General features: G+C 45.6%; 11 protein-coding genes. 5 read left to right on the top strand and 6 right to left on the bottom strand.

The window, feature by feature from the left end:
- Positions 1–87 precede the first annotated feature (87 nt).
- From QUA90_RS25335 to QUA90_RS25325, 3 genes are all read left to right on the top strand, one after another.
- Complete coding sequence (locus QUA90_RS25335; protein WP_333448246.1) at positions 88–804, top strand: pentapeptide repeat-containing protein; 717 nt, start codon at positions 88–90, stop codon at positions 802–804.
- Between the two features lie 605 nt (positions 805–1,409).
- A complete protein-coding gene (locus QUA90_RS25330) occupies positions 1,410–2,141 on the top strand; it encodes a cytochrome c biogenesis protein CcdA (RefSeq protein ID WP_333233091.1) in 732 nt (243 codons plus the stop codon).
- A gap of 276 nt (positions 2,142–2,417) precedes the next feature.
- A complete protein-coding gene (locus QUA90_RS25325) occupies positions 2,418–3,830 on the top strand; it encodes a cytochrome c biogenesis protein (protein ID WP_333448245.1) in 1,413 nt (470 codons plus the stop codon).
- 553 nt (positions 3,831–4,383) lie between these two features.
- On the opposite strand, the gene queF is transcribed toward QUA90_RS25325, so the two are convergent.
- The gene (gene queF / locus QUA90_RS25320; protein ID WP_333389911.1) at positions 4,384–4,803 is read right to left on the bottom strand and encodes a preQ(1) synthase; all 420 of its coding nucleotides are present in this window, start codon (positions 4,801–4,803) and stop codon (positions 4,384–4,386) included.
- Positions 4,804–4,948: 145 nt separating this feature from the next.
- Between queF and QUA90_RS25315 the strand changes: the two genes are divergently transcribed.
- The gene (locus QUA90_RS25315; RefSeq protein ID WP_333331276.1) at positions 4,949–5,545 is read left to right on the top strand and encodes a hypothetical protein; all 597 of its coding nucleotides are present in this window, start codon (positions 4,949–4,951) and stop codon (positions 5,543–5,545) included.
- 84 nt (positions 5,546–5,629) lie between these two features.
- Here QUA90_RS25315 and speD read toward each other — a convergent pair whose 3' ends face one another.
- The 5 genes from speD to QUA90_RS25290 all read right to left on the bottom strand — a co-directional run bounded on the left by speD (position 5,630) and on the right by QUA90_RS25290 (position 12,227).
- Positions 5,630–6,052, bottom strand: coding sequence for an adenosylmethionine decarboxylase (gene speD, locus QUA90_RS25310; protein WP_333080601.1), 423 nt, complete (start codon positions 6,050–6,052; stop codon positions 5,630–5,632).
- A gap of 511 nt (positions 6,053–6,563) precedes the next feature.
- Positions 6,564–7,625 (bottom strand): pentapeptide repeat-containing protein, encoded by a 1,062-nt coding sequence (locus QUA90_RS25305; protein WP_333448244.1) that lies wholly within the window; start codon positions 7,623–7,625, stop codon positions 6,564–6,566.
- A 1,474-nt stretch (positions 7,626–9,099) separates the two neighbouring features.
- Positions 9,100–10,311 (bottom strand): histidine kinase, encoded by a 1,212-nt coding sequence (locus tag QUA90_RS25300; RefSeq protein ID WP_333331282.1) that lies wholly within the window; start codon positions 10,309–10,311, stop codon positions 9,100–9,102.
- 398 nt (positions 10,312–10,709) lie between these two features.
- Positions 10,710–11,192, bottom strand: a complete 483-nt coding sequence (locus tag QUA90_RS25295; protein WP_333331285.1) for a BON domain-containing protein — start codon at positions 11,190–11,192, stop codon at positions 10,710–10,712.
- Positions 11,193–11,672: 480 nt separating this feature from the next.
- Entirely contained in the window at positions 11,673–12,227 is a 555-nt protein-coding gene (locus tag QUA90_RS25290) for a hypothetical protein (protein ID WP_333331287.1), read from the bottom strand.
- A 69-nt stretch (positions 12,228–12,296) separates the two neighbouring features.
- Here QUA90_RS25290 and QUA90_RS25285 point away from each other — a divergent pair, with 69 nt between their 5' ends.
- Complete coding sequence (locus QUA90_RS25285; RefSeq protein ID WP_333448243.1) at positions 12,297–13,697, top strand: S-layer homology domain-containing protein; 1,401 nt, start codon at positions 12,297–12,299, stop codon at positions 13,695–13,697.
- Positions 13,698–13,866: the final 169 nt, after the last annotated feature.

Below are 13,866 nucleotides of genomic sequence, written 5' to 3'. Positions count from 1 at the left end.
TTTTTGAGTAATCTTGCTGAGGGAAGTTGCAGATTATTTGCTATGCTTTGATTAGACATCAATAATTTATGGCGCAAATTAGTGTCAATGAAAAGAGTTATGAGGTTGAAAACTTTCTTCGCTGCGGTGTTGGCGATCGTCCTGTTCACTCTCTACTTAACTCCTCCTGTGATGGCCGCGAATCCAGAGGATGTGACTCACCTATTAAAGGATAATTGGTGCGTCAGTTTTTTGTGGAAACAGTGCGATTTGAGCGCAGTCGATTTGCGGGGAGCTAATCTCCAAGAAGCCAATTTGTCCGGCGCTAATTTGTCCGGCGCTAATTTGTCCGGTGCTAACTTAAAAGATGCGGATCTTTCTGACGCAGATCTCACCGGCGCTAATTTAGCAAATGCTGAGATTTTAGGCACGGATCTCAGTCGAGCCAATTTGACCGAAGCTAATTTCAACGGCACGAAGTTGTGGGATGCGAATCTGACTTTGGCCAATCTGAGCCGCGCCAATTTACAGGATGCTAATGTCTTAGATTCTCGACTTTGGGGAAGCAATCTTACCCAAGCTAATTTAACGGATGCGACGCTGCACGGTGCTGACTTGCAATATGCTAATTTGGCAGACACTAATTTAACAGGTGCTGACTTGCACAGCTTCTTTTTCCGAGGTTCCAAACAAGTCACAAATTTGAGCAATGCTAATTTAGAAGGCGCTACTTTAACGGGAGCAAATTTCAGAGGTGCGGTGCTGGCAGGGGCAATAATGCCGGACGGGTCTATTAATGAAGAAAGTGGCTTTAATTTACAGTAGAGTAAAATTAAAGTCTGCTTGAATAATTTCAACAACAGGCTTTCGGGCTGATTTCGCAGTCAATGAATTATCTGGTGTAGCTGCGCCCGTTGCCAACAGCTTGTTGAGGATGCTGTCAAGATATCAATTTAACCAGGGTGCGATCGACCTTTTAACTCCCAAGCTGCGCCCGTTGTCAACAGCTTGTTGAGGATGCTGTCAAGATATCAATTTAAACCAGGGTGCGATCGACTTTTTAACTCCCAACCCGTAAATATCGCTAAAATCTTAAATTTAAAACAGAACCTGCGCGCATCTGTTACAATTTTCAACAAAGCTAGAACAGCCCCGAACCTGAAGTCACCTGCCTAGGGATACAAGCCCCCCACAGGAGTCGTGAATAGCAAAAATATTAGATATTTAGTTTAAACTCTCAGATTCATCTGTAGAGCCTCTCTAAAATCTAAAATCGATGGGCGGTGGAGTCAATCTAAAATCTAAAATCTAAAATCTAAAATCGATGGGCTGTGGAGTCAATCTAAAATCTAAAATCTAAAATCTTCTAAAATCGATGGGCTGTGGAGTCAATCTAAAATCTAAAATCTAAAATCTTCTAAAATCGACTGATGGAAACCCTGCAAACTCAACTTTACGAACTCGCACAATTTGCTAATAATTTAGTAAATACTCAACTGACAAACCTCAGTTTAGTCAGCGTCGGAGTTATTTTTCTGGCAGGGTTGCTAACGAGCTTAACGCCCTGTATGCTTTCAATGTTGCCGATCACGATCGGCTACATCGGCGGATACGAAGCAAAAAGCCGCCTGCAAGCCGCCGCCCAGTCGGCGTGGTTTTCCCTCGGATTAGCCACCACCCTTGCGGGTTTAGGTATTGTAGCATCATTTGCCGGACAAGTTTACGGCAAAATTGGCCTGGGTTTGCCGATTCTTGTCAGCATTATTGCTATTCTAATGGGGCTCAATTTACTCGAAGCTTTACCCTTACAAATGCCGTCTTTCGACGCTGTGGGGTGGGTGCCGAAAGATTTGCCTGCGGGCGTGCGGTCGTACTTATTGGGCTTAACTTTTGGTTTAGTAGCGTCTCCCTGCAGCACGCCGGTTTTAGCTACACTCTTAGCTTGGGTTTCCAAAACGGGAGATACAGTTTTAGGTGGTGTGTTGCTGCTGTTTTATGCTGCTGGCTACGTCGCTCCGCTGATTATAGCAGGTACTTTCACTGCTAGCATTAAAAAGTTGTTAGAATTACGTCGGTGGTCGAGTTGGATTACGCCTGTTAGCGGCGTTTTGCTAGTAGGATTTGGCGTTTTCTCTCTGCTTTCCCGAATCCTTCCCGCTTAATTTTAGTAGTAAGGACTTCAGTCTTTATTTAAAGATATAGCAATCTCTCCTGAATGCGTGAATTAAGTTTTTTTTAACGAACCGCGAAGACGCGAAGAACACGAAGGAAGAAAGAAAAGAGAAAGAATCCAAAATTGATGGAGACTTTTTAACTAAAAATAATAATATTTTGTTCATCTTTTGTTATTCTATCCTCTTCCCTCTTCCCTCTTCCTTCTTCCTTCTTCCCTCTTCCTTCTTCCTTCTTCCTTCTTCCTTCTTCCTTCATAATTACCAATGACATCAAAAGAAGTATTTCTATCAAAACTCTCAAACTGGGCGACTGCCCCTCAAAGGTTTTTCAAGCGAGAAATCTTGCCGGTGCTAGCAGATTTGCGGCTGGCAATTATCTTGCTGCTGACGATCGCATTTTTCAGCATTTCCGGCACCGTCATCGAACAAGGCCAATCAGTACCCTTTTACCAATCCAACTATCCAGAACACCCCGCTTTGTTCGGCTTCCTAACTTGGAAAGTTGTACTAATTGCAGGACTAGACCACGTATACCGCACTTGGTGGTTTTTGTCAATCCTAATTTTGTTCGGCAGCAGCTTAACAGCTTGTACATTTACTCGACAATTTCCCGCATTAAAAGCCGCCCGCCGCTGGAAATTTTATGAAGAACCAAAGCAGTTTGAAAAATTAGCTCTCAGTGCGGAATTAGAAACAGTTGCTTTAAGTTCGTTAGAACCACTTTTGCAGCAAAAAAACTACCGCATATTTCGAGAAGGCGAAAAAGTTTATGCTCGCAAGGGAATAATTGGTAAAATCGGCCCGATTATTGTTCACGCCAGTATGCTAATTATTTTAGCTGGGTCGATGTGGGGCGCGATGACGGGATTTCTAGGCCAAGAAATGGTTCCCAGCGGCGAAACATTTCAGGTGCAGAATATCCTGGATGCGGGACCTTGGGCCCGGCCGCAAATACCGAAGGATTGGTCGATGCGAGTTAATCGGTTCTGGATTGATTATACTCCAGAAGGCGGAATCGATCAATTTTACTCGGATCTGTCAGTTTTGGACAAAACAGGCCAAGAGGTCGATCGCAAAACCATTCACGTTAACGAGCCCCTCAGATATCGGGGAGTCACTTTTTATCAAGCAGATTGGGCAATAGCCGCCGTGCGAGTTCGCCTTAATAAAAGCCCAGTTTTACAATTGCCAATGGCTCAGTTAGACACCCAAGGTAAAGGTCGAATTTGGGGTGCTTGGATTCCGACCAAACCAGATTTGAGTGCTGGAGTTTCTCTGCTAGCAAAGGACTTGCAAGGCACGATGTTAGTGTACGGTACGGATGGCAAATTGTTAACTACAGTTCGCGCAGGCACGGCGGTGGAAGTTAACGGAGTGATGCTGACAATTGACGAAGTTGTAGGCAGTACGGGATTGCAAATTAAGGCTGATCCGGGTATTCCGATCGTTTATACTGGCTTCGGGTTGCTGATGCTTAGCGTGCTGATGAGCTATCTGTCTCACTCGCAGATTTGGGCTTTGGAAAAAAACGGCAAACTATACGTCGGCGGGCGCACTAATCGCGCTCAGGTGAGTTTTGAAAGAGAAGTTGTGGAGATTTTGGACAAGTTGGCAGAATCGAAACAAGAGGAAGAAAAGAGCGAAATAGCGCAGACTTCTGTTGCAAGTCAAAGCTAACCGTCGGGTGCGCCTAGCGCACCTTACACCAACGATAAATATCCAAAAGATTAGTTGAGATTGTAGGGGGCGCGTTGCCAAATATGTCGAGGTTGTTAATGTGAACCTGAAAAAAAGCAGAAAACCACTATTTCACGTTCGGATTTTTCAAATTTCCAGTAATCAAAATTACTATAGCAATCCTAAATCATTTGTGAATTTCTTACTCCCTCCCCTTAGCAAGGGGAGGGTTGGGGTGGGGTAAAAAATTTATGACTCCTGCAAGGATTGCTATATATACGGAGTTTTGGTTTCAAAATCCAAACGCTGAAACGCCAGTAAACCGGTACTCTCCGGTGGGTGACAACTCGACCCATGCCCAGTTTACACCCTACAAACTACCAGATTTTAAGCGTTTGAACGGCTTTTTGACTACGTTGAGAGGGCTGCCTTGACGCACCCTACAATTACTTGCTAATTTTATTAACAATCCTATTTCTTAAAACTATTGTGGGGTGCGCTTCGACGCCGCCCCACAATTAAATCTCAATGCCACAACAGCTTAATACCCGCCCTACTTCTCGTGCCGCACCTCAATCACGGTGTGGACGTTCCCCCGCGGCGAAAAATCGCCTTTAATCGTCGCTTCCAGCGGCGCGCAAGCTGCCACAAAATCGTCTAAAATTTGATTGATCGATTCTTCGTGAGAAATGTAGCGATCGCGATAACTGTTGACGTACAGTTTCAGCGCCTTTAACTCTACCACCCGCTCGTCTGGCACGTAAGTAACGTGAATTGTCGCAAAATCTGGATAGCCAGAAAATGGACACTTGCAAGTAAACTCCGGCAATGTAATGTTAATCGAGTAGCGCCGCCCGACTCGCGGATTCGGAAAAGTAATTAACTCCCCTTCCAAAATCTGGCGTTCGCCGTATTTCATTTCTTCGGTGCTTGACTTTTGCGACATAGTTTGTTCCGGTGCGTAGTTGTTCATAGCCATTGACTAAAAACTTGTAACATTAAATTAAATTGACCTTCAATATCTGTAACAAATATCTTGACGAATTGTGTTGCGATCGATCTAATTGCAAATACTCTCAGGCTAAACTAAAACAAGTTCACCCTCGCCATCTACAATTATGCAAAATACTACCTTATCTGACAATACTTCCCCTGAAAACTCAAATAGTTACTCTCCATCGGTACCAATTTCCCTCTATCGAGAAGTCACGGCAGAGCTGCAAGCAGCCCAAGCGATGGTGGACTCCCTCAAAACCCACAATCAGCAATTAGTCCAACAAAATCAACAACTGCGGCGAGAAGTAGAAACAGTAGTTCAAGTATCCCAACAGTTACAGCAAGTAGTCAACTCGGCTCAGAGCATCACCCAGACAGGGATGCCTCAAATGCCGTCAGTCAAATTCAATTTCAGCGTTGAACCTCCGCCCCCACCACCTGTAACCTCGCAGATGAACTCTGCCGTACCTCAACCACCTCAGACAGTAGCTTTCCCCTTCCCACTACCGGAACCGGAGCCAACAGCCGTCTCAATGCCGCAGCCACTTCCCGAAAAATTATTTACAGAGGTGCCGGAAACTCCTTACCGTGTGCGATCTCAACTCAAAAAAACCTCAGACTTAAGTGGATTGTGGTTGGCGATCGCGATTTTTCTGATTGTGATTGCAGCTTTTGGTGCAGGTTATTTAGTTGTCCGCCCTTTATTAATGAAAAAGTAAATTCCAACAAGAATCCCACGGTTCGATCCGTGGGATTTTAAACAAAACCTAGCATAAATTGTTCAAAGTTACGCTAATTGGCCATCATCCTCTGGCGGCACTCGTTTCTACTGAACGAGGGGCATACTGCTCTTCACAAGCAGAACCTACAATGCCCACCCCTGGATCGAAACCGCGCGTGAACTCAGTGAGTTTTACCTGTTTAGCTTCCAAAGCTGTCTGTAGCACCTTCATGGCTCGGTGAGGGTCGCCGGCTCCGCAGAAAAATAAGTCTGCAGCAAAATAACCGTGTTCAGGCCAAGTATGGATTGCTATATGAGACTCTGCCAAAGTAGCAGTAGCTGTCACTCCGTGAGGACTAAACTGGTGTACGCACAAATCGATGAGAGTAGCTCCTCCGGCTTCGATCGCATCGAGAATAGCGCGGCGGATACGTTCAGGATCGTTGAGCAGGTCTCCAGGAGACTGCCAAGCATCAGCGACCAGATGGGTTCCCAATTGTTTCATTCTGCGGGGTTTTACCTCTATTGATTTTTAAGTCTCAAACCTTTTAACGTTAGCACGGTGTCAAAAATTTTGCAAGTATGTTTCACAAAGTAAAGATGAAGATTAGGAGGATGGAGCCCTAAGTCGTAATTTTTGGGGTTTGGGATTGGGGCTGGCGATCGCGCGTCAACTTGGGGAACTGCACAGCTATCGCCCTGACTGCCTATGCTGGAGACTTTAATCAGAAACAAGCTCTTGCTGCGGGGTTTCAACATCATGTTGTAAAACCTGTCCAAGCGAATTAGTTAGTCAAAGAATGCTGAAATTGCCTCTGAGATTGCATCGCTGAGTCCTAATTTTAATAGATTGTCAATAGATTGTCGATCGCAGACAATCTATTAAACCCGCCCTGCACAACCAATAACTGACTTCTGATTCCTGACTCCTGAATTCTTTATTGTCAAAAGTTTTGAGTTTTAAATTAAAGATTATTTAACTTAAAACTCAAAACCATTTTCTCTTAATCAACTTATCAATCCCGGCTGTGAGTAGCTCCATTCGGCAAAATCGCCCCGCCCAAAGCTGCCTCATTCAAATTATCAACATTCAAGCTCGCCCCAATCAAATTAGCCTCTGACAAATTAGTTCCTGTCAAATTCGCCCCTGTTAGAGAACTTAGCAGCAAACCCGCTCCCGACAAATTGGCGTGACTCAAATTTGCCCCCCGCAAATCCGCTTCCAGCAAGCTAGCACCTGCCAAATTTGCACCGCTCAAGTTAGCTCCCCGCAAAGAAGCTTTGTTCAAATTCGCAGCCCTCAAATCAGCATTGTGCAGAATCAAACCATTTAAATTAGCTTTACTTAAATTAGCTCCCTGCAAGTCCGCACCGCTCAAATTAGAGCCATTTAGATTTGCCGATTGCAAGTCAGCACCGCTCAAGTCAGCACCGCTCAAATTAGCAGCGCTAATAGAAGCCTCCCGCAGACTTGCTTCGCTCAAAGAAGCCCCAACCAAATTGACGCCGCTGAGATTTCCGCGATTGAGATAAGCCCGAGTTAAAGTTGCTCCGCTCAGGTTCGCCCCGGTCAAATCTACCTCGGTGAGAATCGCTCTCGTCAGATTTGCTCTGCTTAAATCAACCCCGCTCATAATTGCTCGGCTCAGCGTCGCCCCGCTCAAATTAGCCTCAGTTAGTTTTGAGCCACTTAGCAAACAAGCTCCTACTAAACTCGCTCCAGTCATAACTGCTTTGCTCAAGTCAGCCTGAGACAGTATTGCTCCGCTGAGATTGGCCCCGCTAAAATCTGCGGAGATGGCTACAGTTCCAGTTAAACTAGAACTCCCGAGGTTAGCTTCAATTAATTTCGCCTTAGACAAATTAGCCCCGCTCAAGTCGGCGGCGTTTAAATTAGCTCCAATCAGTTTACTTCTAATTAAGTTGGCACCTTTCAAATTAGCGCTGCTCAAATTTGTTCGACTGAGATTAGCTTCACTCAAATGAGCCGCAATGAGGTTAGTCCCTCGAAAATCTCGTTCCCCGTTTCTATGTCTAGTTAAAAGTTCATCGGCACTTAAAAGCTCAGTGAAATTCATAAAAAAATTGAGTGAGTTTCCTTAATTTCTCGATGTTCTATGTTGTGTGAAAGTTTGTACTATCGTGTTTGCCAGTCAGTTTTTTAAACTAATACTGCCACATTAACAATTGTCAAAACTGCTTGATTCCTACCATCACCCTGCTCTCATAGTTATAATTTACGAAAATAAACCGGGTTCTGGTATAATCTGAGGTTTGCTAGCGCGGAAGTTATGAAAAAACCGCGTTTCTCGCCACCTGTAAGTCCTGTAAGTATTATTTTGCTAGTAATTAGTTGGCGGTTGATATTAGTTGTTAATGGTTAGTTGGATTTATACTAACTGCTAACCACTACATATTACCTCCTAACTCTTTACCAAAATACCGAGAAGTTGTTGATCGATCTTGTCAAGGTCGATCGAATATTGGCGGTATTGCTGGCGGCATCCGCGCCGTCTTCTGACCCGAAAATTTGCCAGTACAGGCGATCGAATTTATGAGTGCAATCAATAAAGAAGATATCGGAGCTTCAACCCCTAATGCCTTCTAAATAAGTGCTTTCTACCTTCGAGGAACCCGGACGGCAGCGCCAGGCCAGCTCAGCTAGTGTCACCTCCCCCCACTGTGCTCCGTGCCAGTGAAAACCCACAGGAAGGCTGTTTCCCTCGGAGTGCTGAGCGAGTCGCCGGCGAAGCAAGCAATACGCTGTGCTGAGCCTGAGATTGCGCGAAAAAATGGCTCGCGAGTCGTTCCCCTATTCTCGCGCTGCTGTGCTTGCTGTTAATGTTTTCTCGATCCATGAGCGCTTGCGGTTCTAATTTACAGAACACTCGACACCAGACGCGCTCCCGGACATAAAAGCTGTTCCTGGGCTTCTCAAATGCTTCTCTGAGGCATTCCCAGAAAAACTGTATTCATGCCGCAGGTCTTGCCAACAGCAATTGGGCTGCTACAGCCAAGCAATGACCAGCCTAAGTCTGGCGGGAAAGCGACGACAATATTATTCTAATAGTTGCCGACCACTGCATGCCGTACTCGGCGCGCGGGACTGGCTACTTCACCTGTATAAGTTGCTGAAATTAGCTACCCATAATTAAAGATAGTCGCTCTTTGACTAACTGGGCAATATCTGTGGTAATTTAGGTCATTAAATTTGATAATACTGCGGGGTTTAAAATCTAGCAGTAGTGAGTGCTACAGACTAAAAAACCGCTGCGGATTTCTGCTGTAAAAATTCAGGGAGCCGATCGATCCACTGGTGGAAAGCCCACCTTGCCAATCAAAATTAAACTTTTGACAGGTGGCTTTTTGAAGTTTCCAGAACAAAACAAAAGCCGGCTTTCAGAGAAAAAGCCGACTTTTGAGATAATTTTACCGACGAAGCGTAAAACCGCTAGCTCGCCGCCGTTGGTTGGATCACTTTCCACCATCCGAGTGCGCGAGTGCGACTACCCTGCAGAAAGTAGAAACAATACCCAAACAAAGTCTGAATTATTAAACCCGACGGTGGCCGGTAACGCCCTGATTGGGATCGTAAATATCAGCCGTAGTATCAACGCCCGGAGTCCCAGGAGCGCCGTAATCAGCCCGAGCACTATCGACGCTGGGATTATAGTCGTAGGTGTTCCAATGCTGAATGCCTCCACGGCTCAGAATGGTTTCAGCTCTAGCGACTTCTGCTTCGCTGCCGTCAACCAGTACCAAGTAATCTCCTCTCGCCACGCGATCGTTGTATGCTCTAGCTTCCTCTTCGGGAATTCCCATACCGACTAAAGCTCCGATCAAGCCACCTGCTGCCGCACCCAAAGCCGTACCGGCGAGTGTAGTGGCGATCGCCGTAGCTGAGGCTCCTGCCAGCATAATCGGCCCGATTCCCGGAATTGCCACTAGGCCCAGACCTACCAACAAGCCTGTCAAGCCGCCCAAAGTACCACCTGTGAGTGCGCCCTTTGTGGCCCCTTCGTCGGATTTGTTGTCCGCGCTGTCGTGCACGTCAATGCCTGCGATGTCCCCTTTAGAGTCAGCATCCTTAGCGATGACCGAAACCCGATTCATGTCGAAACCGGCAGTTCTCAGTTCTCCCAGTGCGTGTTCCGTCTCCCGGCGGGTTGAAAATACTCCGACGGCGCGCTTCTGGCGGCCCGAAGCTCTGCGACCAGTGTCTGCAGGCACATCGTAAATACCCCAATCCTGAATGCCCCGCACGCTCATAATTCCTTCGGCTGTGGCAAGTTCAGCATCTGTTCCTTCTACGAATACCAAATATTCTCCGCGCGAGACGCGATCGTTATAAGCTTTAGCTTTGTCTTCGGGAACTCCCAAACCGACCAAACCGCCGACCAAACCGCCTGCTGCTGCCCCAATCGCGCCTCCGACTACAGTATCTGCCAGCAGAGTGGCGATCGCACCCCCCGCCATCACCGGGCCAACTCCCGGAATCGCTAGCGCTCCAATGCTTCCGAGTAAACCAATTAAACCGCCCGTCACGACTCCCGCTGTCGCCCCTGCTTTGGCGCCACCACCGACTTTCTCATCGGTACTCTTACCAGCGCTAGCGCCCGCAATTTCGCTGTTATCTAGCTTTTCCCCAACTACCGAAACTTTATTCATCGGAAACCCGGTACTTTGCAGTTCCATCAGGGCTAGTTCCGTATCTCGGTAATTAGAAAATGCTCCTACAGCTCGCTTGTGTTGACCTAAAGCCATTTTTTTTCTCCTGGAAAATATACTACTTTTACACAACCACAGAATTTATGCTCTGCCATCAATCACATTTAGTCATTTTTTCCCAACAAATTTCATCGGTCGCTGGGAATAACTTCCCGCTCTATCTTCAGGTTGGTTTCTAACTAATTCTCCGGGATGGGAAATCGGAAATTGGGAAGGGGAAGTTGCAGGTATTGCGTGAGTTTTGAATGCGTGAATTTAAAATTCAATTTAAACTCTTTCACTTAAAACCCAGCTCTCCCTAGAGAGTCACCTAAGTGTTGCAATCCGCTCCGCAAGGAATCTTACAATGCCAAACTTTACCCTCTTCCCTCAGACTTCTCTCCTAGATAACTACATCCTTCTCCCTTGTGTCCCTCGGACTTCTTCCTTGTAATTTATTGATTGCTGCTAGGCGATGCAGGTGCAGCGGGGGCGACAACAGCCGTAACATTCACATCTTTGACACCCTTAATCTCTTTAGCTAGCGGCTCAATTTTAGCTAAATCAGCTTGATTGGGAACTGTGCCACCTACGGTGACAAGCCCATCTTTTGCGTCAACAGTTAGCTGACCTTTAGTGATGTTTACTTCTAACTTTGAGCGCACTTCACTTTGAAGGTCGCCATCGGCTCTTATGGCATCGCCACCCGTCACATTGTTGCGCTGTTCTCTGGCCCTGATATCAGAATTTGCTTGGTTTTGGCGAATCTGGCTAGTGGCGTCACCCTGAGTTTTTTGAACTGTCTCGGCTGGGGGCGGGCTAGTGGTATTTCCTGTGGCAGAATTAGGAGAATCAGCGCTAGTTTTAGCTCCTTCGCTGCAAGCAGCAGCTCCAAATAATAGGAGGCCGCTCAGGATAATTGGTGTTAGTTTGTTCATAATATATTAATACCCTCCGGGTAAGCTTTCGATGAGGCTGACTTGGTTGAGCCAGATGGGAGCCAGATGGAGCAAGACAGCATCTTTGTTTATGCTTTCTGATTTTTGCTTTCGGCGATTTAAAAATCCTTATATCAAATATATAAATTTGAGCAAGTATCTACATCGCTCCACGGGTGTAAAATTAATCTATGTCGTTAGATAGAGTACAAAAAATACAATAAGGTATTAAGTCAAATTTAGCTTAATAGAGTTTTGGCCAAATTATTACTCAAAAACCCGGTTGATGGCGACCTTTTTTGTTGCCAAAGCCACTATTTTCCTAAACACCGAGTTGCCAAGCGTAAGTTTTATTAATAAATTCGATTGCCACTTCCAACTCATTTTTATTTTTTCCCTGTAACTTCTGACTTATTCCCTCAACATTTATCAGTTAAATATGTTAAATCTCCTCAACTACTCATTGTAAAAGTTCCTGCTTCAAAACAAACGAAAAGAGTCGAGAAATTTTTGAGCATTTTCTGGTTCTGAGTTAGTGGCAACCAGCCCATAAACGCGCGTTTCCACCAAATAAACTTGACCTACACCTACAGGTTCAGTGGGAGAAAGTGGCTGAAACTCAAATTCTTTTCCCGGATAGCCTCCGAGGGAAATATCCCGCACTTGCAAGACTTTAGCATTCGCTGCCACGACAAAAAAATCAACGGCATTATTTAAAGTAATTCTGATATTATTGATATTATTGTTCCTCAGCCGAAAATCTAGGTCAAAGTATTGAAGCAAATAAGTTTCTTTGTTTTTTAATTTCGATCGGTATGTATGAGCAATAATTTGATTTGAAAAAATTTCGGAATTAATTTTGGGATTTGCCGGCATATCGATCGCAAACTGACCCATCGCTGAGCAAAATGGCTGCCACTCTGGCGTCTGAATGGCTGTCCGCAGCGGGGCTGGTTGAGATGCAGCGGGACGGGCAAACTTGACAGGGTATGAAAGTAATGTAGCAGTAACTAGAAGTAAATACAGAAATTTCATTTGGGTAAAAATTATATATGCCCGATCGATCTGCGCTAGCCTAGAAATATATCCGCAAAGGGGGGATTTATGCTGAATATTATATTTACTCAACGGCGAGGCAACTCTCAAGGACGCTCTAAAATCACTAAAACCAATAAAACCAATATACTCGCTGCTGTAAATACTTGGCTGGCTGTGTGTCTCCTGGCTGCGGTCACAGGTTGTGCAAACAGCCCCAACAGCAAGGCACTCGAAGAATCATTAGCCGCCGATCCGAAATTAAAACAAAATCCAGTAGTTTTCTCTTCCCCGCCACCAGCGACAGCTATTGAGACAAACTCTACCGCCAAACTTCCTCCCGATTTCCCGACAGAGATTCCACTCTATCCTAATGCTGAGTTAATCGAAGTTGCTGGGCAAACTGATCCGTCGCCAAAAAATGTGCGGCTGCGCTGGGAAAGCACAGATCCTGTTAATTCGGTTCAGAACTTTTACTCTACAGAGTTTGGGCGTCGCAACTGGGAAATAGTCAGCCGCCCCACCGCCGAGGGACAAGGTTCTTTGGTAGCAACGCGAGATAATTTGCGGGTAACTGTGTCGCTTTCTCCTACTCGGAAAGTAGGAGGTTTTACAGAATTTGCGATCGACTACAGCAAAGACAGCCCAGAAATTGCCACCAGTCCCCAACCTAACAATTCCGAGTCTAGCGCATCTCCAACCGCTTCACCAAATTCATCTAATTCAGAGGGAACTACTCCAACACCATCCGCGTCGCCAAAATCAGCAAACGTTAGCCAACTAGACACCCAAATTCCTCAACAGTTGCGGCAGTATGTGGCTGATTTAAGTCAGTTGGAAGTGCTAAAAGTGCGAGGGACAGAAAATGCTAATTTAGAAACAGCCAGCACTTTGCCCAAACCCAACAAAATTGTCACTCGCCGCGAATACGCCCGCTGGTTAGTAGCAGCTAACAATCAGATTTATGCTAGCCGTCAAGCCAAACAAATTAGATTAGCAGTAGACTCTAGCGAACCAGCCTTTTCTGATATACCCAAAACAGACCCGGATTTTTCAGCAATTCAAGGTTTAGCAGAAGCCGGTGTAATTCCGAGTTCGCTTTCGGGAGAAACTAAAGATGTGAAATTTCGCCCGGATGCACCTTTAACTCGCGAAACAATGATTCTCTGGAAAGTGCCTTTAGATAGTCGTCAAGTTTTACCCACAGCTAACATTGACGGAGTGAAAGAAAAGTGGGGCTTTCAAGATGCTTCTAAGATTGATTCCCAGGCGTCGCGGGCAGTTTTAGCTGATTTTAACAATGGAGATTTGGCGAATATTCGCCGCGTTTTTGGTTTTACTACTCTGTTTCAGCCGAAGAAATCCGTGACTCGCGCCGAAGCTGCTGCTAGTTTGTGGTATTTTGGCGTTCAAGATCAGGGATTGTCTGCTAAAGATGCCCTGGAAGCCAAGTCTCAACCTGCTGAGTAGATTTCTGTGAGGTGGTTAAAAGTTTTGAACACAGCATCTACTTACCAATACGCAGGAAACCGGGTTTTTTCTCTGTAAGCAAACCCGGTTTCTGCGTCCAAGACTGACGAAATTGTACCAATTTTTGATAAATCGGCGTGCGATCGCCCGCCACAAAAATTGCAGCTTG

Origin of the sequence: Microcoleus sp. D3_18_C4 (genome assembly GCF_036702355.1) — a bacterium.
GTDB lineage: Bacteria > Cyanobacteriota > Cyanobacteriia > Cyanobacteriales > Microcoleaceae > Microcoleus.
The sequence above is the reverse complement of the archived record's forward strand: the minus strand, read 5'-3'. Positions and strand labels throughout refer to the sequence as shown.